The 23,670-nt window shown below is 71.6% G+C and carries 28 protein-coding genes and 1 pseudogene; 3 read left to right on the top strand and 26 right to left on the bottom strand.

Features of this window, described 5'->3' with window-relative positions; genetic code table 11:
- Positions 1-32: 32 nt before the first annotated feature.
- From IE245_RS14520 to IE245_RS36910, 4 genes are all read right to left on the bottom strand, one after another.
- The gene (locus tag IE245_RS14520) at positions 33-773 is read right to left on the bottom strand and encodes an FG-GAP repeat domain-containing protein (RefSeq protein ID WP_189947325.1); all 741 of its coding nucleotides are present in this window, start codon (positions 771-773) and stop codon (positions 33-35) included.
- An 888-nt stretch (positions 774-1,661) separates the two neighbouring features.
- Positions 1,662-1,991 carry an esterase gene (locus IE245_RS14525; RefSeq protein WP_189947327.1) on the bottom strand — a complete coding sequence of 110 codons (330 nt, stop codon included), beginning with the start codon at positions 1,989-1,991 and terminating at the stop codon, positions 1,662-1,664.
- Between the two features lie 75 nt (positions 1,992-2,066).
- On the bottom strand, positions 2,067-2,279 hold the full coding sequence (locus IE245_RS14530; RefSeq protein WP_189947329.1) for a hypothetical protein: 213 nt from the start codon (positions 2,277-2,279) through the stop codon (positions 2,067-2,069).
- Between the two features lie 41 nt (positions 2,280-2,320).
- Positions 2,321-3,019 carry an SPDY domain-containing protein gene (locus tag IE245_RS36910; RefSeq protein ID WP_229851275.1) on the bottom strand — a complete coding sequence of 233 codons (699 nt, stop codon included), beginning with the start codon at positions 3,017-3,019 and terminating at the stop codon, positions 2,321-2,323.
- Between the two features lie 312 nt (positions 3,020-3,331).
- On the opposite strand from IE245_RS36910, the gene IE245_RS14545 reads away from it, so the two are divergent.
- Positions 3,332-3,508, top strand: coding sequence for a hypothetical protein (locus IE245_RS14545; protein ID WP_229851276.1), 177 nt, complete (start codon positions 3,332-3,334; stop codon positions 3,506-3,508).
- Positions 3,509-3,512: 4 nt separating this feature from the next.
- Here IE245_RS14545 and IE245_RS14550 read toward each other — a convergent pair whose 3' ends face one another.
- From IE245_RS14550 to IE245_RS14585, 8 genes are all read right to left on the bottom strand, one after another.
- Positions 3,513-4,001, bottom strand: a complete 489-nt coding sequence (locus tag IE245_RS14550; RefSeq protein ID WP_189947334.1) for a hypothetical protein — start codon at positions 3,999-4,001, stop codon at positions 3,513-3,515.
- Positions 4,002-4,061: 60 nt separating this feature from the next.
- Positions 4,062-5,000, bottom strand: coding sequence for an SPDY domain-containing protein (locus IE245_RS14555; RefSeq protein WP_189947336.1), 939 nt, complete (start codon positions 4,998-5,000; stop codon positions 4,062-4,064).
- A 120-nt stretch (positions 5,001-5,120) separates the two neighbouring features.
- Positions 5,121-5,963: a winged helix-turn-helix transcriptional regulator gene (locus IE245_RS14560; protein ID WP_189947338.1), complete on the bottom strand. Its 843-nt coding sequence runs from the start codon at positions 5,961-5,963 to the stop codon at positions 5,121-5,123.
- Between the two features lie 23 nt (positions 5,964-5,986).
- Positions 5,987-6,811: a large ATP-binding protein gene (locus IE245_RS14565; protein WP_189947340.1), complete on the bottom strand. Its 825-nt coding sequence runs from the start codon at positions 6,809-6,811 to the stop codon at positions 5,987-5,989.
- Positions 6,808-7,476, bottom strand: coding sequence for a hypothetical protein (locus IE245_RS14570; RefSeq protein ID WP_189947342.1), 669 nt, complete (start codon positions 7,474-7,476; stop codon positions 6,808-6,810). Before IE245_RS14570 ends, IE245_RS14565 begins: the two co-directional genes overlap by 4 nt.
- On the bottom strand, positions 7,473-7,949 hold the full coding sequence (locus IE245_RS14575) for a nucleoside-diphosphate kinase (protein ID WP_189947345.1): 477 nt from the start codon (positions 7,947-7,949) through the stop codon (positions 7,473-7,475). The genes IE245_RS14570 and IE245_RS14575 overlap by 4 nt, the downstream gene beginning before the upstream one ends.
- A complete protein-coding gene (locus tag IE245_RS14580; protein WP_189947347.1) occupies positions 7,946-8,722 on the bottom strand; it encodes a glycosyl hydrolase in 777 nt (258 codons plus the stop codon). The genes IE245_RS14575 and IE245_RS14580 overlap by 4 nt, the downstream gene beginning before the upstream one ends.
- Positions 8,719-9,336 (bottom strand): DUF4913 domain-containing protein, encoded by a 618-nt coding sequence (locus IE245_RS14585; protein ID WP_189947348.1) that lies wholly within the window; start codon positions 9,334-9,336, stop codon positions 8,719-8,721. The genes IE245_RS14580 and IE245_RS14585 overlap by 4 nt, the downstream gene beginning before the upstream one ends.
- Before the next feature lie 236 nt (positions 9,337-9,572).
- Between IE245_RS14585 and IE245_RS14590 the strand changes: the two genes are divergently transcribed.
- A complete protein-coding gene (locus IE245_RS14590; protein WP_189947350.1) occupies positions 9,573-10,244 on the top strand; it encodes a uracil-DNA glycosylase in 672 nt (223 codons plus the stop codon).
- Positions 10,245-10,410: 166 nt separating this feature from the next.
- On the top strand, positions 10,411-11,187 hold the full coding sequence (locus IE245_RS14595) for a hypothetical protein (protein ID WP_189947353.1): 777 nt from the start codon (positions 10,411-10,413) through the stop codon (positions 11,185-11,187).
- 194 nt (positions 11,188-11,381) lie between these two features.
- On the opposite strand, the gene IE245_RS14600 is transcribed toward IE245_RS14595, so the two are convergent.
- From IE245_RS14600 to IE245_RS14660, 14 genes and pseudogenes are all read right to left on the bottom strand, one after another.
- On the bottom strand, positions 11,382-12,281 hold the full coding sequence (locus IE245_RS14600; RefSeq protein WP_373305330.1) for a DNA cytosine methyltransferase: 900 nt from the start codon (positions 12,279-12,281) through the stop codon (positions 11,382-11,384).
- A 115-nt stretch (positions 12,282-12,396) separates the two neighbouring features.
- Positions 12,397-12,576: pseudogene (locus IE245_RS37935) on the bottom strand (DNA cytosine methyltransferase); the annotation flags it as partial.
- Position 12,577: 1 nt separating this feature from the next.
- The gene (locus tag IE245_RS14605; RefSeq protein WP_189947354.1) at positions 12,578-13,162 is read right to left on the bottom strand and encodes a hypothetical protein; all 585 of its coding nucleotides are present in this window, start codon (positions 13,160-13,162) and stop codon (positions 12,578-12,580) included.
- A gap of 29 nt (positions 13,163-13,191) precedes the next feature.
- A complete protein-coding gene (locus IE245_RS14610; protein WP_189947356.1) occupies positions 13,192-14,364 on the bottom strand; it encodes a DnaB-like helicase N-terminal domain-containing protein in 1,173 nt (390 codons plus the stop codon).
- Positions 14,361-14,591: a hypothetical protein gene (locus tag IE245_RS14615; RefSeq protein ID WP_189947357.1), complete on the bottom strand. Its 231-nt coding sequence runs from the start codon at positions 14,589-14,591 to the stop codon at positions 14,361-14,363. The genes IE245_RS14610 and IE245_RS14615 overlap by 4 nt, the downstream gene beginning before the upstream one ends.
- Positions 14,588-16,375 carry a type IV secretory system conjugative DNA transfer family protein gene (locus tag IE245_RS14620; RefSeq protein ID WP_189947360.1) on the bottom strand — a complete coding sequence of 596 codons (1,788 nt, stop codon included), beginning with the start codon at positions 16,373-16,375 and terminating at the stop codon, positions 14,588-14,590. The genes IE245_RS14615 and IE245_RS14620 overlap by 4 nt, the downstream gene beginning before the upstream one ends.
- A gap of 95 nt (positions 16,376-16,470) precedes the next feature.
- Complete coding sequence (locus IE245_RS14625) at positions 16,471-17,535, bottom strand: hypothetical protein (protein WP_189947363.1); 1,065 nt, start codon at positions 17,533-17,535, stop codon at positions 16,471-16,473.
- Between the two features lie 99 nt (positions 17,536-17,634).
- On the bottom strand, positions 17,635-18,867 hold the full coding sequence (locus IE245_RS14630) for an ATP-grasp domain-containing protein (protein ID WP_189947366.1): 1,233 nt from the start codon (positions 18,865-18,867) through the stop codon (positions 17,635-17,637).
- A 75-nt stretch (positions 18,868-18,942) separates the two neighbouring features.
- Entirely contained in the window at positions 18,943-20,205 is a 1,263-nt protein-coding gene (locus IE245_RS14635) for an MFS transporter (RefSeq protein ID WP_189947367.1), read from the bottom strand.
- A 5-nt stretch (positions 20,206-20,210) separates the two neighbouring features.
- Positions 20,211-20,954 (bottom strand): hypothetical protein, encoded by a 744-nt coding sequence (locus IE245_RS14640; protein ID WP_189947369.1) that lies wholly within the window; start codon positions 20,952-20,954, stop codon positions 20,211-20,213.
- A 168-nt stretch (positions 20,955-21,122) separates the two neighbouring features.
- Complete coding sequence (locus IE245_RS14645) at positions 21,123-21,620, bottom strand: hypothetical protein (RefSeq protein WP_189947371.1); 498 nt, start codon at positions 21,618-21,620, stop codon at positions 21,123-21,125.
- Positions 21,621-21,646: 26 nt separating this feature from the next.
- The gene (locus IE245_RS14650) at positions 21,647-22,423 is read right to left on the bottom strand and encodes a hypothetical protein (protein WP_229851277.1); all 777 of its coding nucleotides are present in this window, start codon (positions 22,421-22,423) and stop codon (positions 21,647-21,649) included.
- A gap of 99 nt (positions 22,424-22,522) precedes the next feature.
- A complete protein-coding gene (locus IE245_RS14655; protein ID WP_189947374.1) occupies positions 22,523-23,104 on the bottom strand; it encodes a hypothetical protein in 582 nt (193 codons plus the stop codon).
- 137 nt (positions 23,105-23,241) lie between these two features.
- Positions 23,242-23,526: a hypothetical protein gene (locus IE245_RS14660; RefSeq protein WP_189947376.1), complete on the bottom strand. Its 285-nt coding sequence runs from the start codon at positions 23,524-23,526 to the stop codon at positions 23,242-23,244.
- Positions 23,527-23,670: the final 144 nt, after the last annotated feature.

Raw genomic sequence — 23,670 nt, forward strand, 5'->3', positions numbered from 1 at the left:
GCAGTGTGGAATGCGGAGCGTCCCCGCAGCGGTCACCAGTCCGCGGTGCCGATCTGCATGCGCCCGTCCAGCCCCGTCGTCTTGCCGGGGTAGAGGAACAACTTGCCGCTGGCCGTCTCGACGCCCACGAGGTCGTCGTCCGCGCTCCCGACGACGGCTCCTCCGGCGAGGTCGCGCATGCTGTTCCAGCCCCCGTTACCGATTTCGACCCGAGGACTAAGGCCTGTGCCGGTGCCCTTGTACCACCAGAGTTTGCCGGTCGAGGTCTCCGCCGTGACGACGTCGCTCCTGCCGTCGGCACCGAGATCCATGGCGACCAGATCGTGCATGCCGTTCCAGCCACCAGTGCCGATCTCCACGCGACCGCCGCCGCCGATCGATCCGGCACCGTTACCCGGGTAGAGCCAGAGCTTTCCCGTGGAGTGCTCGACACCGACGACGTCAGCCTTGCCGTCCCCGGTGAACTCACCACTCACCAGGTCATGCATGCCGTTCCAGCCACCACTCCCCATCTCGACCCGGGTCGTAAGCCCCTTGCCCACACTCGGGTACAACCAGAGCTTCCCGGTGGCCTGCTCCACGGCAATGAGGTCCACCTTGGTGTCGCCGTTGAAGTCACCACCCGCCAGGTCATGCATACCGTTCCAACCGCCGGTACCGATCTCCGCCCGGGCGGCACCCGCATACATCCACAACTTGCCGGTGGACCGCTCGACTGCCACCACGTCGTCGACCCTGTCACCGTCGACGTCAGCGACCACGACCTCAGCCATGTTCACGGTCGCCGCACTCGCCGCAGCCGCCACAGTGTCAGGATGTGCGACGCCGGGCATCGGCCCTGCCTCGGCTGCAGCTCCGGAGGCCACAACGGCAGGCACGGCCATACCCACAGCCAAGGCTGCGCCACCTGCGATAAGGGTCGCCTGCAGGCCCCTCAATGCCATACGGCCAAATCTAGATCTCCGAGCCACACCACACTCCATTTCCACATCACAGAAGAGAAAGTCGATATCGACACAAGGAGAGATACAAACGCTTGATCGAATCACTCATGGATGACGCTCGTCCACAGAACTGAGCACTTGCCGGGCAGAGTTAGTCATGTCAGGGAACGGACCTACTCCAGCGCCCTGTCATTCCCGCGGTCGATGGCGGAACGATCGCGTGAGCCGGAGGTCAGCAGCCGGCCGGGCGCCAACCCCGGCCATGACAATCCGGCATGGCTATCACGGACAGCCGACCTTGCTCGGCAGTCAGCAGGCGTCCCGCCTTCCACGAGTCCCCAGACTGGCGCGAATGCAACGCCGCGCTGACTCCACCGCCAAGTCCTGAACCGGCAGGCCCACCCGTTCGGGGCCACCGTACGCGGCAGCAACAGGCCTCAACGGACAAGATCGTGAGACAGAAGCAACGTGTCCCCCGAATGAGATCGGCGGGAAAGCCCAGGTCATCGCATCAGAATGGGACATTCCGAATGGGGCCTACAGCGGCCTGGACGCTGATGCCCAGGTGGGCGGCGACCTCCGGGTACCCCCAGAGCGGCTGGTCGGCCACGATGTCCTCCTTGTTCCTCGGGGATGAGCGTACGCACGCGCGGGCGGGACGGCATGACGAAGCCGCCCCTGCCTGGTCGGCGAGAGGCGGCCTGGTGCGCTTGTCGGTCAGACCTCGGCAAGGCGGTTCGAGAGGTCGAGGGCGTCGGTCGCGAGCGTGAGGGCTGCGCAGAGGCCGGTCACCTCGTGGAGGGTCGGGCGGACCAGGCGCGGCCAGTCGTCCGGGGCGGCGGGCCAGGAGGCGAGGTGCACCTCGGTGGTAGCCAGGCCCAGGTGGGCGCTGACGTTCCAACCGGCGCGGGAAGCGGGCTCCCAGTGGAGGCGGATGCGGCCGAGGGGGAGCTTCGGCGCGTCGGCGGGAAGCCAGGTGACGTCGAGAGGGCCGTTGCAGTGGGGAGAGACGCGCTGGATGAGCGCGCCGCGGACGCCGTCCGGCATGGGGCATACGGCGAGGCCGTGCAGCGGGTGTGTGTGGCGAGATGGAAGCCTCCGAGGGGTAGGGGAGGAGAGAGGTCAGGACCAGGAGAGGGCGTTGCGCACCGACGGGGGGAGGTAGTCCTCCTGGCCGTCGTCGACGATGAACGCCTTGCCGTCCCGGACGGCGACCTCGGCCGCCACGTAGTGGGCGAAGGGCCAGTCAGGGTTGACGGCGAGGCGGATCGGCAGCGTGGGGTCGAGGTCCTGGAGCTGGCTCAGCAGGTGGCCGACGGTCAGGTGCTGGGGCACGGAAGCCTCCGGGGGAAGTACGGGCGTACGGGGTGGGAGCGTCAGGAGGCGTCGAGACGGAGCAGGTCCCGGAGGACCTTCGGCCCCTGGGCGTGGCTGGCGAGGTGCCGCTGGCGGCATTCGGCGACGTAGACCTTGCCGGGCTGCTTCATCTCCCAGCCGCAGGAGCAGACGGCCTGGGTGTACGCGCGGCCCGAACAGTCGTCGTGGAGCGGTTTGCCGGAGCTGGTGTGTTTGTGGTCCGCCGGGCAGAGGGTGCCGTCGGCATGGTGGTTGGTGAGCGGAGCGTGGAATGCCATGTTGAGGCCCTTGGGCGGAGTAGGAGGTCCGGGCCTCCGCAGGTGGAGGCCGGGAGCTTGGTCATTCGAAGGGTCGGCGCCGCCATGCCACCGGTTCAGCGGGAGGAGTGGGCGACGAGGGGAGATGAATCCGGCCACCGCTTCGGCGGGGGTATGGGTGCGGAACTCCTGGTTCCACGCGTCGCCTTCGGCGGGCAGCACCTGGACGGGCCAGACGATGTCGCGCGTCCAGGCGGCGGGGTCCTCGGGGAGCCAGCCGACGTAGACGCGACCGTCCGGGCTCGTCGCGTGGACGTTGGCCTCCGGGGTTTCGACGACCACCCAGTCGAGGCCGTGGAGGAGTTCGAGGACCGGGGTGGCGCAGTGGTCCGAGGAGAGCCAGTGGCGGTCTTCCACGGAGGGGCGGACGACAGAGGGCAGGAGGGTGGCGGAGACGTTCACGGTTGGAGGATCCCTTCGTTGACCTGCGGTTTTTCCGACACCCGTACGTTGACATGGGGTGTGCCGAAGTCCGTAGTCGTTTCCGGGAGTGACCCGTCTGCCGTGGGCGAACTGGTCACGGGCAGCAGTCCAGGACGCCGGCGGCGCGGGAATGGAACGGCGGCCGGAGTTGTCGTAACCGGGTTACGGCAGCGAGCCGTACAGGACCGGAGGGGGAGCAGGGATGACGGAGCCGATCAGACACTGGATGGGGCCGGGCTGGAGCGCAAGATCCGCGCCGCCGGGCGGCCGTGGACCGTCGGCGACATCGCGATGGTCGCCGACGGTCAGTGGGGCGTCGGAGCGCAGTCCGACCGGTGGCCGGACGAGGAGATGATGGTGGGGCACCGGGTCGCGGACGGCCGGCGCGTCGAGCTGACGGTGGAGGAGTTGGCCCGCGCGGTGGGCGTCCGTACCGAGGACGCCGACCGCGACGAGGGCCTCGCCTGACCGGTCAGCGACGCGGCCCCGAGGTGGGCGCCGACGGCACGGCGGCAGCCGCAGGAACGGGCTGGTCGGGCAGCCGGCCCGGGGCGTGCGGGGCGAGCCCCGATCGGGCGATGGCGGCCCGGGACAGGCTCGCAGCCGGGCCACGGTCCGCCGTCGAGGAGGCTTCACGTGCCTCGACCACGCGCCGGATCGCCTGCACGTGCGCACCGCTCTCCGCGAGCGCGACGCGAAGGTCGGCGGCCGAGCTGACGATCCGGTCCAGCTCGTAGTACGCCGGCACGTACCCGGGCTGGGTCAGGGCGTGCAGCCGTTCCTGGTGAACGGCCGCCGTGTTGTCGGTGATGGCCAGGGCCGTACGGATGTGCATGGCGGAGCGCAGGAGCGGGACGTCGCAGGGGCGGCGGACCGCGAGGACCTCCAGGACTTCGATGGGCTGGGCCCAGGCTTTCTCGATCATGGAGGTGGCCTGGTCGAGCGCGGTGGTGTCGGGCATGAGAGGGCTCCTGGCGTGCGGAGGGGCGAAGGGGGGCGTCTGGGTGGGGCCGGGTGGGAGTCAGCGGCTGTGTCGGCGCGGCGGCGAAGCGACCGGCGGCCGGGCTGCGGCGGCGGGCGCAAGGGTGGAGGACCGCATGCGGGCCGAGGACGTGGTGCGGCTCTGAGCCGCCATCACGCGGAGGTCGGCGGCTGTCCGTGGAGCGCGCGCGGCGCGGCGGACGGCCTCGGTGACGGCGGTACGTCGCACGTCGAGCGGGGTCGGAGCACGAGAGCCCTGAGGAGCGGCAGCCGGGGCGACCGGGGTCAGCGTGACCAGGTGTTCCACTTCGCGGTGGATCATGTGCCGCTCGCGGATCACCGGGGCCGAACTCGCCATGGCCGCAGCCGTCGCAGCGATCAGATGGGACGGAGTACGGGACGTGAACACCGCCTCCGCCCGCGTACCCCAGCCCCGGGGACCGGCCCACAACGTGACGGTCTCGTCGCCCCAGCGGGGATGGCTGGTTCGGATCAGAGCGCCTGCTTGTCCGTCGGGAGCCCTGACGGTGACGGTGCCGTGCATGGCAGGCTCACGGCGCCAGCCGTCGTCGAGGAGCAGTTGGAGGGAATCGGTCCAGTAGACCGACGGGTCTGCCAGGAAGCGGCCGTTGGTTTCGTACGGGTCGGACGCGGCGTAGTCCTCAGCAAGGGCGGCGGTGAAGGCACCCACCAGCTCGGGCGGGGTGACGTGGTTGAAAGTGGCCGTCCAGCGGGGCAGGGCGACGGCCTCCTCGGAGGCGGTGATCTTCCACAGCTCGAAGTCGTCGCCGAACCAGCCGATCCGGATCCGCTGGTCGGGCGAGGTGACGAGGAGCTGGCAGGGGCCGTCGTCGAGGTAATGGTGCGGCCAGTGGGCCACGGGGGCGAAGCCGGCGTCACCGGCCCCGTTGGAGCCGGCAAGGTACAGGGGACTGACCAGTACCTCTTCATAGCGGGACGGGTCGGAAAAGGGGGACATAGTCGAAGCTCCAGGCGCGGAGGGAGGAGGGAGGGGCCCGCGCGCGCAGCGAGTTGGACGGCAGGAGCGCGCGGACGCCGTGTCGACGGAGGGGCGCCGCGGTTCTCGGCACCACCCGGCTCACCGTGACCGCCCCGGAGTGGACTGGGCGGTCACGTAGGACGGCACCCGCGGTTGCGGCTGGGGGGCGTGGCTGAACAGGGAGGCCGGCACAGCGGTGCTCCGGCGCAGGGCCGCTGCGGTCCGGGCACCGTCCGCCCCCAACGGGACGCTGGGGTGGGTTCGCTGGGCTGCTGCGACGGGGGCGGGAGGCGGCGGGGCCCATTGTGTGGGCAGGGCAGCGCTCCAGTGGCCGACGACCGCGTAGACGGGGCCCAGTGCCCGGCCTGCGTCGGTCAGGACGTAGGGGGCGCCGTGGCGCGGGTCCGTGCGGGTGACCAGGCCGTCGGCCTGGAGCCGGAGCAGGCGCTGCTGGGTGTGGCTGTAGTCCAGGCCGGTCTGCTCGGCGACGTGGACGAACCGCATCGGGCCGTTCACGTCGAGAGCCTGGACCATGGCGGTGGTGTGCCGCAGCCGCAGGCGCTGCACGGCGTCCTCGACGCGCTCGGCTTCGGCCATCGCGCCGGGTGACAGGTAGGCGCGGGACCAGTCGGCCAGCGTGCGGTAGACCGGTATCAGGGACTCGCCGAGCGCGCTGAGCCGGTACGGGGCTCCACGACGTTCGTCGGCCCGGACGACCAGCCCGTTGGAGTGCATCGTGGCCAGCCGCCTGCCGACGTACTGCTCGCTGATGAAGGGGAGCCGGGCGGCGGCATCCCGTACACGCAGGGGGCTGCGCTCCTGGGCCAGGGTCATCACCATCCAGGTGGTCCAATTCGGCCCCATCAGGGCGAGTGCGTCCTCGACGTGCTGCGCGTCGATCGATGCGAAGGAGAAGGCGGGGGGCTGAGCGGGAGTGGGCATGGAAGCGTCCTGTCGGGATGGAGTCAGCGAGAGCGGGAGGCCGTGCTGGCCGTCCCGGCGACGGGCGCGGCGGTCGAGTCGGCGACGAGACCGGGGCCGGCCGGAGGGCTGCTGCGGATGAGGGCGGCGTTCACGCGCGGTGCCGCCGTACGCGCTTCCCGCAGGGCGACTTCGCCTCGCGGAGTGAGTGAGAGGAGCTGTCCGGGCCGGTACAGGCTCTCGCTGGTGTCCTGGTGCAGCAGTCCGTCGGCGACCAGCCGCTGAACGGTCTCGGGCCAGACCCGAGGGGCGGCGCTCGGGCGTCGACTGTTCGAGAGGTAGGCGTAGCCGTAGAGCGCGCTCTCGTGGAATCGGAGGCCGCCGGCCTCGGCGGCTTCGAGAGCCCTGAGCCGGCGATCACCCGCGATGGCCCAGTCGTCGTCCCGGCCGGCATCCTGCTCCCGGTCCGCCTCGCGGGCCTTCACCGTCGAGCGCTCGGTGCCGGCTTCGGGCAGAAGACGCCGGTACGCGGAGACGGCCTCGACGAGACGGTCGTAGGCCCGATCCTGCTGAGCGATGAGGTCTCCGAGCCTCGGGATCGAACTCCGCAGGCTCGCGTACGAGACGCGTGCACCGCTGAGCTTGCCGTCCCCGACGGGTCCGAGTAGCCGGAGAGCGTCCTTGGCGGCGTCCGTCACCTGGTCGTGCCGGGCATCAAGTTCGTACGCGGCCCCGATCACCCGTGTCGCAGCCCGGTACAGCGGACTGCCGGGGCGGTACGTGGTGTTGAGCGTGGTGACTTCCGAGACGCCGAGCGTCTCGGCGACGAGGTGGAGACCGGGCTCCTCGTTCGGGTCGTAGGAGTTCACCGGGCCGTCTCCATCCGGGCGAGCAGGGAACGGACCAGGGTGGGCAGGTTGTTCGGTCCGTCGTCGGTCCGGACGTGGTCGCTCGCCTCGTCCAGGACGTACGCGGCGTCTTCGAGCAGGCCGCTGGAGATCTCCGTGCAGGCGTCGGTGATCCGGGAGGCGGCGAGCAGCGACTGGGAGAGGACCTCGACGTAGTCGTTCGGTGAGAGGCCGGCGGCCTCGGCGGCGGTCCGGATCGCCGCCAGCTCCAGCGCGTTGAACGCGAGATCGAACTCGCCGTCCTGGCCGGCATCGCCGGACACGGCGAAGGCCGGGTCCCGGGGCTCGGAGGGGATGCCCACGCGGGTGCATATCTGGTCGACCGAGGCGGTCAGCTCGGTGAAGGACTCGGTGAGCCAGCCCAGCGCGGCGGCGTAGGAGGCAAGGGTGAACAGTCCTGCCGGCGTGGCCGGGCGGGGCACGGCGGCCACCAGCCCTTCGAGCCGGTCGTTCAGCTCACCGACCACCCGGGGTCCGGCGGACAGCGGGCCCAGCACAGGGTGCAGGTAGGAGCGGCTGGCGGCCGTCGGGTACTCGGCGGTCACGATGCCCGAGACGCTCTGCGCGGCCTCGGTGAGAAGGCCCGCGAGTTCGTTACGGGACAGGGGGGCGCGGTCGTCGGTCATCGCGAGGGGGCCTTTCGGGAGGCGGCGGCCGTGGCGGGGACCGCCGGGACGGGAGTTGCCGGGGAGGCTGGCGGGCGGCCGGCGGTGAGGGAGGAGCGGGACCGGGCGGCCTGGACGCGGGCCTCGGCGGCGGAGGCCGCCGCGGTGTCCTGCGTCGGGGCGGTGCGTAGGTGGGCCGTGCGGTAGACCGCGTAGTCCTTCCGGCTCCCGGCGGCGACCAGGTAGATCTCGCGCTTGTGGTTCGAGGTCGGAGGGGCCGGGCGGAACTGGATGACCAGCCGGTAGGACACGGACGGGTCGACGTAGACCTTGTGGTAGCCGGCGAGGCGGCCCTTCAACGGCAGGCAGTCGTCGCTTCCGTGGACCAGGTTCTGCAGTTCCAGCAGCGCCAGGTCGCGGATGGTGTCCGGGAGTTCCCGCAGGTCCGCGATGGCGTCGGGGTGCGCGGCGAAGGCGAAGCGGGCACGGCTCACAGCAGCTGTCCTTGGGCCGGGCGGCGGCCTGGTGCGGCTGGCGGTGTGCGGGGGGCGGCGACGCCGGCCTTCGGTATCGCGGGGGTGTCGGCCGACCGGGAGAGGGCGGCGCGGGCCCGGAGTACGGCGCCGTCGGCGTAGCGGTACTCCGGTGGCTCGGGCAGCGGGCCGTCTCGGTCGTCCAGCCAGGCGTGGGCGGCGTCCTCGTCTGCGAACGCGCCCTCGCGCATCGTGTACGTGCCGGCGGCGTGGTCCCACATTTCGTGGAAGACCCGGATCGGCGCTTCGGAAGGCTGGGTGTCCCGGGTCAGTGTCCACGTCTCGCTCGGGTCGAAGTCCGAGGTGTGGGTGTCGAGGACCTCGTACCGGGTGCCCGATCCCCGGATCTGTTGCTCGACCTGGAGAGTGAGATCGTCGGCAGGCTTCACGGCGTCGCCGTGGATCTTGGCGATCTTCTCGGGCGGGCAGCCGCGCTCGACCAGCCACGCCTGGGCGAAGGACACCGTGGCGTGGTAGCTCGTTTCCAGGGTGAACGTGAACCGGCTCAGGTCTCGCGCGACCGCGATCGCCATGATCTGTGGCTCGCCGGGCACCCCCCACGTAACGGACTGATCGTGGGCGACGACGAAGCTGTGGGAGCCGTTGGGCGTGGTGTGGTGCTGGGACAGCGCCCTCAGGTCGCCGGACCAGAATCGCTCCACTGCGTCCGCGGAGGCGGGATCGGCGGGGGCGAGTTCGTCGAGATCGAAGTCGAAGTCGAAGTCGTCGTTCATGCCTCCGCCTCCGTGTGCTCGGGAGCGGGAGTGGACAGGACCCGGTGGTTGGGCCGGGTCGGGCTCGTCGTGCACGCGGCGAACGGACCGTCCGGGGCGCGCAGGTGCACCAGGGCCTGGTCCAGGTGGTCGCGGTGCCACGTGGAGGGGCCTGCCAGGCCGGCCTGCGTGTCGGTGAGCTGCTGCCATGCGAGCCAGAGGGCGTGGAGGCGGGCGACGGCCTCGGGGTGGTCGTGCCACTGCGCGCACCACGGGCGCGTTGTGCTGATCTCCCGGCCGTACACCGGCAGGAGGAGGTGGTTCACCCAGTTGCTGAGGGCGGCGAGTTCGACGGCGTACGCCTCGCCGCCCAGGGCGACGATGAACACTGAGGCAGGGCCGTCGGTCTGTTCCGGGTCGTCCGCCTCGGCTTCCGCAGCTCCGTCCTCCTGCTGGTCGGCAGGAGGCACGGGGTCGGGTTCGGAGCCGAGGCGGTCGAGGATGACGCCGTGCCGCTTGACCTCCGCGATGGTCTGGGCGAGGGCGCTGGCGAGGTCGTCGAGGTCTTCGTCGGAGACCCGGAACGGCTCAGGACCGGAACCGGGGGCAGGGGTGGTCGGGCTGGTGTCGGACATGAGAGCGTGCTCCATCTGTGAGACGGCGACATGCCCGACAGGATCTGGAGAAACCGCGGTTTGGCCCGGCCGGAAAAACCCGGTAGAGCGCTACTATTCGGCCGCTGGTGAGGCATTTTGAAAACGGCCGGAGCTGTTTCCCTTCCGCGCTTGATCCGGTTTCGGATGGGGGAGGGACAGGTGGGGTGTTTGGAGGCCGGCTACTGATGTCAGATGGGCCTGGCACACTGCGGTCCATGACGTCACGCGATCATCTTCGTTCCACGGCTCCTCGGGCTCTGCGCGATCCCGAAGCCCTGCAGGCACGGCTGGAGGCTGTGCGGACCGTACCTGCCGTACGTCCTTTGAACGACTGGGTGGAGAATTTGCGCGAACGTCTCGGGGACGGCGAGTCCGTGCCGTGGTTCGATCCCGCGTCCGGGGGCGTTGAAGCGCGCAGCTTGTTCCTTCTGGAGGCGCCCGGCCAGAAGTCCATGGGGGCGGAAGCTGCCCTGCGCCGTACGGGCAGCGGCATGATCTCCATCGACAACGACGATCCGACCGCGCAGAACTGCTGGACACTGCGAGACGAGGCGGGTCTGCCCTATGAGCTGTCTGTGCACTGGAACGTCGTGCCGTGGTACCTGGGCACCGCGGACCGGATTGCCGCACCCGGGCGGACGGAGATACAGCGCGCGGCGCCGTTCCTGCATGAGGTGATCTCGATGCTTCCCGCGCTGGAGGTGGTCGTCCTGATGGGGCGCAAGGCGCAAGCCGGCTGGGCTGCCTATCAGGAGCAGTACGCGCCCAAGGTCCACACTCTCGCCACATGGCATCCCAGTCCGCGGGTGTTTGCCTCCCGGCCTGCGGCCCGCCAGGAGATCCTGGACACGTTGCGTCAGGCGGCTGATCTGCTGCGTTCCGCCTGAGACCGAACGGCGCAACCCGTGAACGCTCACGGGGCGCGCGAGCCCTGGGCGGGGACGTCGGTCTTCCCCTCCCCGGGCGCGGTGCTCTGGCGCTGGGTGCGGTCCGTGAGGTGAGGCTCGCTGGCCTGGGGGCAGTTGTCAGTCGGGGGTGGCAGGATGCCCGGTCATGGGAACGAGAGATGATAGTGACGAGGCATACGTCGTCGATCTGTGCAACCGGATCCTCCACGAGAGCGCCTTGACGCAGCACAAGTTCGACTGGCTGCTGGGAGATCCTGGAACCAACGGCCGCCGGGTCAAGCTGCCCGTCGACGCCTACTGGCCCGGTCACGAGCTCGTTGTCGAGTACCGCGAACTGCAGCACGACCAGCCGATGCCTCACTTCGACAAGCCGGACCGGCTGACCGTGAGCGGTGTCCACCGGGGCGAGCAGCGGGCCCTGTACGACGCCCGACGTGACACGGAGATCCCCGCACACGGGCTACGGCTGATCGTCGTCCGCCCGGCCGACCTCGACGCGGACAGCCGCGGACGGCTGCGCCGCAACGAGAAGGCCGACCTGGAGTCGCTGCGGAAGCTCCTGGCCCGCGACAGCGACGAGGACCGCGTCACCGACGCCTTCCGCACGTGGCTGTTGGCCGAGGGCTGGACCCCGGTCGACCCCACGGACCGCTGGACCGACCTGGAGGCCGTACGCGACCACGAGCGGCTGATCTGCGAAGCCAAAGGCCGCACCAGCGAGAAAGGCATCGACGCCGACATCGCCTACGGCCAGCTGCTACGCCGCATGACGAGCCAGGACCCTCACATACGCTATGCGCTCGTCGTGCCCTCGCCGTCAGTCAAGGCTGCCGAACGAGTCCCGCTCCATGTCCGCGAGCTGCTGCGCATCGATGTGTACGAGGTGATGGACGACAACAGGGTGTGCCAGGTGATTCGGTAGGCGGTCGCCGGGACGTGTCTGCCTGCGCAGCCAGGTGCCCCACGTCGGGTTGCTGGGCATCGATGAGGCCAGTCTCGTGTCCGCCACGGTGCCGGAAACGTCTGGTGCTCTGTGCTGCGTGCGTTCTCCCGTCTTCATCGATGCCGACAGCAACCGTTGGCACACCGGACAAGAACAGTCATTGAGTGGGGGATTCAACAGGCTCCATCGCCCGTGCAGCGTGGGCAGCGCGGGAACGGCGGGGCCAGCAGCTGCAGGGCCCGTGCCGCCTGTTGGGGAACGACGCCGTTGCCGAGCGCGGTGAGCTGCGCCGGACGTCCGAGTCCCGGGGTGGCGGTGACCCAGCCGCTGGGAAGGCCCTGCATCCACTCGACGAAGTCGGCGCGCAGCCGACCAGCCGCGTCGGTGGGCGCCGGCGCGGGACGGGTGAGCCTCTCCCATCGGGTGATGGCGGCTGCGTACGGTCCCCATCGCCGCTCGTTTCCCCGGCTTCCGGGCACGGCTCCGCCCACAGCGGCAGGAACACCGTCGGCAGGGGCGGGCGCCGTTCCTTGCCGGATCGACGGCCCGTGCCGGTCATCCGCCGGGCGGGGGAGAGCGAGGCCGCCGCACTGGGCAGAGTCATGTCCCCGTTGCCGTGCCGCTGGTTGGGCGAGCCCTTGACGCCGTCCGACGCCTTCGGGGTCGGCAGGAGCCACTCGACCTCGTCGGCCAGGTTCGGACCATGCCCCCCGCTCTTCCTCTTCGCGGGATGCTGGGAGCCGCCGTTCCTGCCGATGTTGCTGGTCGGCGTCTTGAGCAGGGTCTCCGGCGGGCCAGGCCGCCAGGAAGGTCCGCTCGCGCCGGTGCGGGGCTCCGACGTCGGAGGCGCGAAGCACGAGCCACTTCGCGTCGTACCCGAGTTCGGCCAGGGATCCGAGTACGGCACCGAGTGCCCGCAGAGGAGGCTGACCTGCGGTGTCTCCCAGACACCACGGGCAGGGTTCCACGTCGCCAGGGGAACCGGCGGGCGAGGTGAGGAGGCCGCGCACATTCTCGATCACTACCAAGCAGGGTCGGAGGGCCTCGACCGCACGGGCGACGTGCAGCCACAGCCCCGAGCGGGTGTGGGAGTTGAGTCCGGCCCGGCGGCCGGCGACCGAGACGTCTTTGACAGGGGAAGCCGGCCGTCAGGACGCACACCCGGGGGACGGTGGACCAGTCGACGGTCGTGATGTCACCCAGGTTGGGGACGCCGGGCCAGTGGCGGGCCAGGACGCGCGAGGCGTTCGGATCGACCTCCGCGTGCCAGGCCAGGGTGCCGCCGAGAACGGCCTGCACCCCCAGGTCGAGGCCCCCGTACCCGGAACAGAGAGACCCGATCAGCGGAGGGGACGGGACGGGGGCCACGTCACCGGCTCCGCACGATCCGGGCCGCAGGGACAGTGGGCGTCGTCGCTCGTGCGGTGACAGCCAGCGCGGTTGGGCGCGAGGGGGTGGTGGTCCGGCCGAGGGCGGCTCGGAATCGCGAGGACGGCGGCGAGAGCGCCGTCGAGGCGGCGTGCAGGGAGTCACCTGCCTCTCGTAGGGCCGTGTACGCCGTCTCGAGCATCTCGTCGATCACCCGCCCTGCTGCCTTTCGGGCGTCCTGGGCGTCGGGCCGATCCTGCAGGTGCTCGGTCTGCTCCAGGAACACGAGCTGCTCCGCCACTTCCCCGAGGGCGGACGCCGCTTCCCCAGCAGGCCGTACGGCGGCAGAGAAGCTGGAGACGGTCCGGGAGGTGGCCGAGCCGGGCGAGTTATTGACGGTGCGGAAGAGGACCTCGTCCCCCAGCTCGGAGATCAGCTTGCCGAGTTCGGAGATCTGCTGGGCGACGGCGACATTGCTGGGGAGGCGGTGAGGGTCGCCGGGGACCGGGAGCTTGCCGCGCTGGGCGTCGAAAGCCCAGGCCATGGCACGTACGGCCAGGGCATCGGCGAGGGCATCTTTGTTCATGAGGTGCTCCATGCGTAGAAGGGAGGGCTTCAGCGGTGGCCGCGAGAAGTCGGCCGAGCGGTGGTCGATGCGGAGACCGGGCTGGCGCGGGCGGAGGACGAGGGGGTTGGGTGTGGTGCGCTGCGGCTGCGGGCGGCCTGCACCCGGGCCGTCGGCGGTCCCTCGGGGGAAGCTGCGGAGGCCGGCGGTCGGGGGACCGGCAGGCCGTTCGCGGCCTCCCAGCGGGTGCGGACCTCGCCGAACGGGACGAGCGCGTGCAGGGCGTGGTTGATCAGCCGCCCGGGACCGAGGGCTTCATCCTCGGCCAGAGCCTGGACGGCACGCGCGGAGACGGCGGCGGTCCGGGCGAGCGAGGAGCGCATCACCTGCTGGCCGAGCCATTCGGCGTCGCCGGCCCCCACACCGCCGCAGATGAGGGCGAACCGGTCCCGCGTCAGCGTGCCGTCGGCCAGCAGCCCGCGCCGCTGGGCCTCCCACAGCAGGGTGAGGCGATCGACGGGCTCGCCCCGGTGGTGCAACGCCCCCAGGCACCGGTAGAGCTGCCCGTGGGCCGGGTCGGCGAAATCCCCCGACCGCAGCCAGTCCACCACCTCGCCCATGGCCCCCGGCCGCTCGACGAGGACGGCCAGGAGGAACGTCTCGTCCTCGGCCACCCGAGCGGCCTGAGCCGACGGAACGGCGGACGGGACGACAGCCGGCGGGGCGGCGGGCGCGACCGGCCGCGGTTCGGTGCCCCACCGCCGGGCGAGATCGGTGAGCACCTCCGTCAGGACGTCCGCGTGGTGCAGTGTGCCTTCGACCTCGCCGCGCAGCGCACCCGTGCGCGCCTCCTGGTGAAGTCGAACCGCGTGCTCGGTGACGGTGCGGTGGATCGCCCCCTCCAGCACCATGCGGCCATACACCGGAGCGTGCGCCGGACGCGGACAGGCCGAGATCAGCAGGTGGGCGTACGACGCGGTCAGCCCCCTGACATGGAGGCCGGCCTTGGCGACCGCGTCGGTCACCCACGACAGCGGCACCGGCCCCTCGCCCTCCACCGCGGGGTGGCCGTCGCCCCGGAGCTTGCGCAGCGCGGCGAACAGGGCCTGGTGAACCGGCCGGTAGAAGTGGTCAGGCGCGAGCCACTCCAGGTGCGCGAGCTGGCCGGGGTCGAGGAGCACCGCGCCGAGGACCGCCTGCTCAGCGTCCATCAGCGGGTTCACCGTCGGCCTCCCGCACGAGGGCCGACCGGCTCGTCCGACCGGGCACGCAGAGCGGCGACCGCATGGTCGGCGGCGGCCAGCGCCTCGGCGAAGCCGTCCAGCACGGCGACGAAGGACGGATCGGAGAGCGGCACCGAACCGGTCTCGCCGACCAGCCACCACCGCCCGTCGTACAGGGCGGCCGGCGACTGCGCAAGCCGCGCGGAGGGAAGCGGGGACGCCTTCATGCCGCACGCCCGAAGTCGTCGTGGCCGACGGTCTTCGCCAGGGCCCGCTCGGTGATCGCCTTCGTGGCGCGGGCGGAGGCCGGCCCGACCACCTTGGCGGAGGGCTCCTTGTACCAGGGCCGGATGCTGAGCATGGCGATGCGCAGACCGGTGGCCAGTAGCAGCACCTTGCCCTTGGGCAGGGCGCGGATCGCGTCCGGGGGCAGGATCCGCTCGGTGCGCATGCTGACCGAGGTGGACTTGCCTCCCTCGCTCGTGGAGACCGAGACGGTCTGGACGTCGTGGTCGCCGACCTGTCGGCTGAGGCGGTCGGCGAAGTCGGCGTCGTCGATGCCCGATCCGACGATCTTGACGGTGGCGGCGGACCAGAGGGCGTCCATCCCGGCCTCGCCCCAGCACCGCTGGCCCTGCCGGTAGGACTGCAGGATCGTCACCGGGATGACACCCCGGCTGCCCAGGTGCGAGTACAGGTCCGGCAGATCGCTGATGCGGCACACGTTCGCCGCCTCGTCGAGGACACACAGGGCGGGCGGGTCGAGCCGTCCGCCGGAGCGCTCGGCGACGATCACGGCCGCGCGCATCACGGCGTCGGCCGCCGCTGCGATGATCGCCGACGCGCTGCCGCCGCCGTCCTTGCTCAGCAGGTACAGCGTGTCGCGGGAGGTGGCGAAGGCGAGGGGCTTGAACTCGGGGAGGTCCTCGTTCGGAGTGACCCAGGCGGCGACGTCCGGGTCGAGCAGGCAGCTCGCGTACTGCCTCGCCGTCTCATAGATGCCGTCGCGGGTCTCGGTCGCACCGGAGACGGTGCCCTGGAGCTGGGCGGCGACCGCGTCGTGGCCGGCGTCGGTGAGCAGGTCGACCGGGGTCCGGTCAGCGGGGGAGGCGAGCCAGGCCAGCACGTCGGTGATCGGCCACCGGTGGCTTGCGGCGGCGAGGAACAGGGCGCCGAGCGTGTTGGACGCGGCGGTGGACCAGAAGTCGGAGCCGCTCGACTCGTCCACGCTCGCCGCGACGAAGTGCCCGGCAAGGCGTTTCGCCCCGGCCAGGTCGCGGGCGTCGGCGAGGATGTCCCACCACATCTCGCGCGGGTGGTGGGCGATCTGCTGGGGGTCGAGCGTCCAGACCGTGCCGACCTCGGCGCGGGAGTCCACCGTCGCGGTGAACGCGTCGTTCGCCGCCTTGTTGGAGGTGAGCAGGACCGGGCCGGGGGCCGCGAGGATCGCGGGGATCGCCAGGCCGGACGTCTTGCCGGAACGCGGGGCCATGATCGCGACGATCACGTCCTCCCACGAGGCCCGGACCTCGGCACGGCCCGGGTCGAGGGTGCCGAGCAGGATGCCGCGGTCGGCGGGAGCGACCTCCTTGTCGTCCCGGTCGCCGAGGGACGGCCGCAGGCTCTTGGCCTTGGCGGTGATCTCCTTGTCCAGCAGCGGCGCCAGGTCGCCCTTGCGGGCGAGACCGGTCTTGGCGCCGGCACGTCGGCGCAGCCACAGCACCAGGCCGGTGGTGAGCAGGGCCAGGGTGAGCAGGGCGGGAACGACGCGGGCGCCGGCCAGCAGCGCGGTGGTACTCAGGGCCGGCCACAGCATGTCCGGGTGGAGCAGGGCGTCGGTGGCGCGGAACGGGGCCCACGGGCCGCTGCCGACGAGGGAGTTGGTGAGGTTGCCGGTCAGCCAGGCCAGCGAGCCGAAGGCCATGGCGGCGCCGAGGACGCCGAACAGGAGGTAAAGGAGCGCGTCGGAGCCGGTGGTCGTCGACGGCGCGCTGGTGCGCGTGGAAGGCACGGGCGGTTCCTTGGGGTGCGAGCGGGCGGGGGCGGGGCGCGCTCGGCTCTCGTGCAGGCCACGGGACTACTCCTTACGGATTGGGCGGGAACGTTTCAGCGGGAACGAGGGGAGGTGCGGCCCGCGGACGGAGGCGATGCGGCGGGCGGCGGGGTACTGGTGCCGGGGCGGACCTTCGCCGCGACGGGCGAGGTCTGGCAGGCGGCGGCCTGGCGCCGGGCGTCGGTGTCGACGGTCTCGCCGACGTAGCCGACGGCCAGGCCCGGGTCGATCGCGATCCGGTGCCCCAGGTCGGTCAGCTGGCTCGCGGCAGCGGAAGCGGCCAGCTGCCGGTCCGGGCCGGTGATGTGCGACGCGAGGCTGTAGGAGGCGGGGTTGCCCGGGTCGGCCGGGGCGGTGAACCCGCAGGAGCGCAGGACGCGGTGCGCCGATTCGGGCAGGTCGGTGCGTCCGTCGGCCCAGACCAGGCCGTCGGCCCAGGTGTAGATCTCGACGTCGGTGCCGTAGGTGTCGGCCAAGTTGCCCATCGGGGATCCTTCCGCAGAACGGGGCGGGGTAAGAGAAGTGGAGGAGGGCACCGGCACCGATGCTGTGCTCGCGGAGAGCCGTCGGTCCGGTTCCGGGACATGGGCAGGGCGAGGCGAGGCAGCCGGGCCGGCACCGAGAACGTCGTCGAGCAGTTCCCGCGTCCGAAGGACGCTGATCATCTTGTGGTGCCGGGGATCGGTGCGCTCGGCCGGGAACGCGGCGACGCCGTCTTCCGCGGCCTCCAGCTGTTCCCGTACGTCTTCGAGTAGGCCGTGGGCGGCGGCCAGCCGGGTCCAGGTCTCCATGGCGGGGTTGTGGTGCGGGTCGTCGAAGGCCAGGCGGACGCGGACCCAGTCGGCGGCAGCGGCGACGAGTTCGGTCAGCTGGGGCAGAGCACCGACGAGCGCGCCGTTGACCTCTTCGATGATCCCGGCCACCTCGTCGGGCGAGGCGTCCTCGGTGAGCCGGGCGATCATCCCCGGCACGGAGTAGGGGTCGGCGGCGGCCGACGGGAGACGACGCACCTGAAGGGGCGGATCGTCGATGGGCCTCCGGCCGCTGTGGGCGAGCCGGATGTTGTGCTGCATCGCGGCGCCGATCGCCTCGCCGATGCTGGAGTAGTACTCGGGCACGGGTCCTCCTGAAGGGTGGCGCTGACGGGCCGGGGGGAGCACGCGCTCCCACCCGAGGAGACGAGTCCGGTCTTGTGGCGGAGGAACGCGGCGGCCGGGTCACGGAGCGACCGACAGGACCAGGCCGTCGCTGAGGGACGCGAGCCGCTCGTGGGCGGCGGCGGGACTGTCGGCGGTGACGACGAGGAATCCGACCCGGCCCGTGTCGAGGTCGCCCGCCGGCGGCAGCACGACCCGCTCGCCGACCTCGCGGAACCAGGCCACCTGGTGCAGCCACGGATATGCCGGGCCCGGGGCGGCCTGAAGGCTTCGGGCGGAGAGGGTCCCGCTGGCCGGCGGGTAGAGGATCTCGATCGCGGCGGTGGAGTGCGTCGTACGCACCAGGTCGGGATCGTTCCCGCAGGCGACGTCGGCCGCGATCCGGGGCAGGTCGAGGCCGGTGGCCAGGCGGACCAGCTCACCGATCAGATCGCCGCCGATCCGCGCGTTGACCTCGATGATCCGCGGACCGGACGAGGTGAGGCGCATCTCGACGTGCTGCACGCCGGAGGTGATCCCCAGGGCGCGGACGGCCTGGGCGGCGACGGGAGCGACCTCGTCCAGGAGCGGGTCACCCGCGTCCACGACGTGGCCCACTTCCTCGAAGTACGGGGCGAAGCCGACCTCCTTGCGGGTCACGGCCAGCGCGGTGGTGACACCGTTCCGCGTCACGCACTCCACCGATATCTCCGGCCCGGACAGGTACTCCTCGACCAGCACCCCGCTGCCCTCCGGGCCCTGCTCACCGGCCCCCGACGCGGCGAACTCCCAGGCGGAAGGGAGGTCTTCTGCGCGGTCGACGCGGACCACGCCAATGCTGGCGGCGTGGGAGGAGGGCTTGAGCACGACCGGGAAGCCGGTCAGACGCGCGGCGAGCGTCGCCTCGGCGAGGGTGTCGACCCGGGTGGAGATCGCAGAGGGAACGCCGTGCTCGGCGAACAGGCGGCGGCTGGTCGCCTTGTCCCGGCAGGCGGTCATCGCCTGCGGGCTGTTGCCGGGCACCGCGAGGCGGGCGGCGAGTTCGGCGGCCGGCACGAGCGCGTACTCGTCCCAGGTCACCACGCCCGCGACGGGATGCCGGGCGGCGAGCGCCAGGCCGGCGGCGACCACGGCCTGCGGATCGCGGGTGTCGGCGACCTCGTGGTCGACCACCGGGTACCCCGGCACGGACGGCGGCTTGGTGTCGATCAGGGCGATCGGGTACGCGGCGGCGGCCCGCTCGACGCAGTAGCCGCGGTACACCGCATCGGTGCCGCCGACGATGATCAGCAGAGGACGGGTGGAACGGGACACGGGAGCCTCCAAAGGGCTGTCAGGGGAAGAGGGGGAGGGGAAGGAACAGGGTGTACGGGGCCGTTCAACGGCCCGTCACAGGACGCCCACGGGGGAGGAGGTCTCCTCGCGGTGCGCCGGGGCCGTTGGGCGGGGCGGTTCGCAGGCGTCCTGGCGCCGGCGCAGGCCGGCGAAGCACGCAGCCAGTGCCAGGCCCTGAACGGCGGCGCAGCCGAGGAGCAGGTGCGGCAGGCCGGAAGCGGGGACGGCCGCGACCAGGGCGCCGGCCAGCGGAATCGGCAGCAGCACCAGGATCATCGTCACCGCGAGCGTGGAGCCGTACGCCTGGGCCGGGATGAGCCGGGCACGCAGCGTGCGCAGGACGACGACCATGACGCCCTCGCCCGCCATGACCACCGCCATCGTCACCGTGTACACGGCGAAGGACGGCGCCAGCGCGGTCGCCAGGCACGCCGACGTGGCGGCAGCGGCCGACACCACGCCGACCCACCAGATGCCGAAGCGGTCGATCGCCCGGCGGCTGACCCACACGGCGACCAGGGAGGCCACGGCCGCAGCGCTCCACACCGCCCCCACGGCGGCGGTCGAGGCGTGGAAGTGGCGGACGACCGTGATCGGGGCGGCAGCCTGCAGCAACCCCGTGGCCAGGTTGGAGGCGGCGAGCCCACCGATCAGCCAGACGAGCGCCGGCGTACGGCGGAACGTCGCCCACCCGGTCCGCAGACTGCTGGACACCGCGCTGCGCTCCATCCCGTTCACGTCCCCCGATGCGCTCACGGCGGCGATCATGGCCAGCAGGGCGACGACGGCCAGCAGCACGGCGGGCGACATCAGCAGCAGCACGCCTCCCAGGAGCGGGCCGACGAGCACCGCACCCTGGTCGATGCCAGTCTGTACGGCCTGCACGCGGTGGGCCTGCCCGCCCATCCGGCGGCTCGTCTCCGCCCCGAGCGTCTCCACCGCGACGAAGGAGACCTCCGCGAGCAGGCCCGAGACCGCGCCGAAGACCAGCACGACACCGGTCGTCACCGCCCCCGCGCTCGGCAGGGCGAACAGGAGGCCGCCGACCAGAGCGACCACGGTGGCGCGCACCAGGTTCGACATCCGAAAGACGAGACCGGCACCCCACCGGTCGACCAGCGAGCCGGAGAAGGCGAAGGCACCCAGCCGAGGCACCCACTCCAGAAGAAAGGCCAGACCCGTCACGGTGGTTGAACCGGTGGTGACCAGGACCAGGAGCGGGATCGCGTAGGTGGCCGTCGCACTGGCCATGGCGTCGGTCGCCCGCATGAGATACGTACGGGACAGACCGGCGGAGGACGCGGCGGAAGAGAGCATCCCGATTACCGCCGGGGGCCGGAGAGGTGTGACGGACGGGCGGACGAACGGAGTTCCGCGACATCGCTACCGAAGGCCACGGTGGCGACGTCGGCCTGAGCCGCCGCGGGCGAGACGGCCAGCGCCGCGCTCCGGGAGGCGGACGGGTTCGAGGAGCGCGTCGCCGACTCGGCCTCGGGCCGGGACGGTCCGCCGACACGACGCAGCTCGTCCTCCGAGTCGACGAGCTCCGACTGCGCCGAGCAGACGAAGTCCGCCGCGAAGCCGAACCGGTCGGCCAGCCGGTACGCCTCGTCGTCGAGGTCGTTGATGTGCTCGCCGGTGGCCTCCAGCGCTTCCCGGACGCGCTCCAGGGCCCCGTGCTCGGGGTGGAGGAGCTGGTCGACCGCTCGCCGAAGGCCCTCGCCGTTCTCGGCCGACCTGATCTCGTCGGTGATCTGGAGAAGTGCGGCACCAGCGGCGTAGGGCTCAAGGGGGTTCGCCGGGGGGCGCATCCGGGCCTTGTCCAGGGAGGGTGCGAGGGCGACGTCGTAGCGGGCGGCGCGGAGCATGTCGGCGGCGTGGCTGGCGATGGCGACCTGGTCGGCGACCGGCGTGGTGGTGGGAAGCCGGTGGCGCCGGCCGTGCCAGTCCTGGATCTGCTGGAAGCCGGCGTGCTTGAGGAGCATCGCGGACAGGTCGTCGGCGGCACCCCTGGCCACGACGCTGCCGCTGAACTCGGAGGAGATGGTGATCGAAGGGGTGGGCACACGGGCTCCTGGACGTGGGGAAATCGGATCGACAGGGGAGAGGATCCGCAGAATCCGTGATTTGGCCCGGCCGGGGATCACTGATAGAGACCGCGAGCCGCACCGGGGCCTCCCTCGGGCGATGGGAAGCGAGAGACCGGTGCCCCGTCGCAGCGGGGCACCGGACGGCTAGAAGTAAGGGTTCTCGGTGGGGCGGTCGGCGTCGGTGGCAGCCTGGATTAGCTCGGGGAGGTCTTCGGGCTCGGAGGAGCGCTGGTCGATCCACCAGCCGGCGCGGGTGATCGTGCGTGCGGACTCCTCGACGGCCTCCCAGTCGACCTCGCTGGTGAAGCCTTCGACGACCAGGGCGGTGTAGGCGGCGGCCAGGATCTGGTGGCGGCAGCGCACACCCCAGGAGACGGCCCGCTCGGTTCCCTCCAGCGGAGGCATCCGGTACTGCTGCGACCAGGCTTCGGACGCGGCATGCTCCTCAGCCCGCTTGGTCTCCAACCAGGCTGCCTTGTCCTGCTCGTTGGCCTCCTTAGAGGTGCGCCAGCAGGCGGTGCACTCCTGTGTGGCGAGCCATTCGGCGAAGCCTGTGCGGCGGTCGGCCGGCCGATCGGACAGGTCACGGTTGGAGTGATGGCCGCAGGAGTGATCGATCGGCCAGATGGTCTTCACAGCCATGGGGCTTATTCCTTAGGGGTGTTGGGTCAGCGGTTGCGGGAGAAGGCGATGCGCGGGTCGACAGGCTGGGCCGCCGTGACGGGGATGGCGGGGGCGGCCACTGGTCGCTTGCCCGGGAGGCCAGCGACGGCTGGGCTGGAGGCGAGCGCGGCGGCGCTGATCGGAGAACGGCGGGCGTCGGCACCGCGGTCGCGGTCGCGGTCTGGGGACGGGTGCGGCGCGGGTGCGGCGCGACGGTTCGCGACCTCCTGGGCGAGACGAGGGTGCACCGCGACCCGGACATCCGAGCGGTACAGATCCAGCGTGGCGCCGGCGACCTTCCCCAGGGCCTCGTCCCGGCCGGTGGCAGGGGGCAGCGTGTAGATGTCCAGGCGGGGGTCGTGTCGCCAGCCGTGGTCGAGGAGGGCGAGTCCGGTGATGCCGGAGGCGCGATCGTCGAGGGCCGCGATGATGCCGAGCTGCGGATGCTCGGCGAAGGCGACCTCGGGCTCGCCGAGCGGGACTCGGCTCGGGGCAGGGCCTGCGCCGGGTGCGAGGGAGGGCTCGAACACGGCGTCCGCATCGACCCGGAAGTCGGCGTTGCGCAGCAGCTCGACGGCCCGGGTTGCGCGGCCCTGCCCGTCACGCTGCTGGTCGGTCAGGGCGTACAGGGTGGGCTCGCCGGGGACGGGGCGGAAGTCGAGTCGTTCCAGCATCCAGGTGCCGGCGGGGAGGTTCTTGGGGTTCGCGGCGACGATGCCGTAGTCGGGGTGGCGGCCGACGGTGACGTCGGCGAGCAGTTCTTCGGCGGAGTTGGGCAGCACGGCTGATCCATCCGGTGCGGGCTCGATGACGGGAGAGAGCGAGGGCCGGAACGGTTCTGCTGGTGCGAGGCATACGGCGTGTTCCGAGACGGGAAGAGGTCAGCGACCAGGGGCGGTGGACGAGCGCGAGGGAGGCAGCGCGGCGCGAGGGGGTGATTCCGCCGCCAGAGGTGTGCGGACCTTGTGTGATCCGGCCGACGGGGACGGCGAGAGAGCAGCGCTCACCCTGGGTGGAACGGGGTCGGCGGCGTGCTCTTGTGAGGAGCGGTACTGCTCGCGGCGTGGCGGTACGCCGAGCTGGTCCAGGCACGTGTCGACGGCGGCGAGCAGGCTTGAGACGCTGCCGCCGTGCCGGGCGTCTGGACCGTCGGGCTCGGAGTCGTAGATCACCTCGTACACCGGGGGTCCGGTCTCCCGGTGGCGGACCACCGTCCAGCTCTCGGGGAATCCGGGGTTCTCGGAAGGCGGTTCCTGCGGCGGCGAGATGATCATCGAACTGCCGTCGGGGAGGGCGACGTCGACGATGTAGTCGCTCAGGCCGTGCTCGACGGTGACCTCCAGGCCCCGCCGGCGGAGGGGACCGGTGAGGTAGCCGTACCCACGATCCTGTTTCGGATCCGCGTCGAGGAGGGGCGAGAAGGAGCTGGTCCGTGCGGTGACCAGGGGGTGGTCTGGGTTCATGGGATTTCTCCGTGGCGAGACGTCCCGGCGGCCGACGCCGCGGTGAGCGCAGACCGGACCGCGTCGGGCGGGCGGTGGTCCATGAGGATCTGGTGATCGGGCGGTTTGGTCCGGCCGGGACTCGGTGCTACGGGCGGTCAGCGGGAGCGGTGTGGAACCGGTGCGCCGGGTGCCGGCGGCGCTGGGGGAGAGGCGGGCGGGGTTCCGCGAATTCCGGAGGCGGAGCGGGCGAGAGCCGCACGCGCCCGCGTCGTGTGCGCGGAGTGCTCGGCGTCCGCCCGGCGGGACAGGTGGTCGGCGGCCCGGACGAGGGCGGGGCCGCGGATGGCCAGCTCATCGGCGTAGTGCCAGCCGTCAGCGTTCCGTTCCTCCTTCGCCCGGTCCTCGTAGAGCTTGCGTGAACCGGGCATGGAGGCGTCCATGAGGACCAGGATGTCGTCCCACTCGCGCTGGAGCTGCCCTGCGTGTTCCAGGGTGGCGTCGATGCCGCGCAGCCAGCGGAGGTCGTCGCTGATGGGCCCCTCGGCGTAGTCGGGGTGCTGGTAAGAACCCTGTCACCAGCCGCA

The sequence above is a fragment of the Streptomyces roseolus genome, assembly GCF_014649855.1.
Lineage (GTDB): Bacteria > Actinomycetota > Actinomycetes > Streptomycetales > Streptomycetaceae > Streptomyces > Streptomyces roseolus.

Coding starts and splice junctions, on each gene's coding strand:
- IE245_RS14520 (WP_189947325.1), bottom strand. CDS start 773: ATGGCTGAGGTCGTGGTCGCTGACGTCGACGGTGACAGGGTCGACGAC.
- IE245_RS14525 (WP_189947327.1), bottom strand. CDS start 1,991: ATGCCGGACGGCGTCCGCGGCGCGCTCATCCAGCGCGTCTCTCCCCAC.
- IE245_RS14545 (WP_229851276.1), top strand. CDS start 3,332: ATGGTCGCCGACGGTCAGTGGGGCGTCGGAGCGCAGTCCGACCGGTGG.
- IE245_RS14550 (WP_189947334.1), bottom strand. CDS start 4,001: ATGCCCGACACCACCGCGCTCGACCAGGCCACCTCCATGATCGAGAAA.
- IE245_RS14555 (WP_189947336.1), bottom strand. CDS start 5,000: ATGTCCCCCTTTTCCGACCCGTCCCGCTATGAAGAGGTACTGGTCAGT.
- IE245_RS14560 (WP_189947338.1), bottom strand. CDS start 5,963: ATGCCCACTCCCGCTCAGCCCCCCGCCTTCTCCTTCGCATCGATCGAC.
- IE245_RS14570 (WP_189947342.1), bottom strand. CDS start 7,476: ATGACCGACGACCGCGCCCCCCTGTCCCGTAACGAACTCGCGGGCCTT.
- IE245_RS14580 (WP_189947347.1), bottom strand. CDS start 8,722: ATGAACGACGACTTCGACTTCGACTTCGATCTCGACGAACTCGCCCCC.
- IE245_RS14585 (WP_189947348.1), bottom strand. CDS start 9,336: ATGTCCGACACCAGCCCGACCACCCCTGCCCCCGGTTCCGGTCCTGAG.
- IE245_RS14590 (WP_189947350.1), top strand. CDS start 9,573: ATGACGTCACGCGATCATCTTCGTTCCACGGCTCCTCGGGCTCTGCGC.
- IE245_RS14595 (WP_189947353.1), top strand. CDS start 10,411: ATGGGAACGAGAGATGATAGTGACGAGGCATACGTCGTCGATCTGTGC.
- IE245_RS14605 (WP_189947354.1), bottom strand. CDS start 13,162: ATGAACAAAGATGCCCTCGCCGATGCCCTGGCCGTACGTGCCATGGCC.
- IE245_RS14615 (WP_189947357.1), bottom strand. CDS start 14,591: ATGAAGGCGTCCCCGCTTCCCTCCGCGCGGCTTGCGCAGTCGCCGGCC.
- IE245_RS14635 (WP_189947367.1), bottom strand. CDS start 20,205: ATGCTCTCTTCCGCCGCGTCCTCCGCCGGTCTGTCCCGTACGTATCTC.
- IE245_RS14645 (WP_189947371.1), bottom strand. CDS start 21,620: ATGGCTGTGAAGACCATCTGGCCGATCGATCACTCCTGCGGCCATCAC.
- IE245_RS14655 (WP_189947374.1), bottom strand. CDS start 23,104: ATGAACCCAGACCACCCCCTGGTCACCGCACGGACCAGCTCCTTCTCG.
- IE245_RS14660 (WP_189947376.1), bottom strand. CDS start 23,526: ATGGACGCCTCCATGCCCGGTTCACGCAAGCTCTACGAGGACCGGGCG.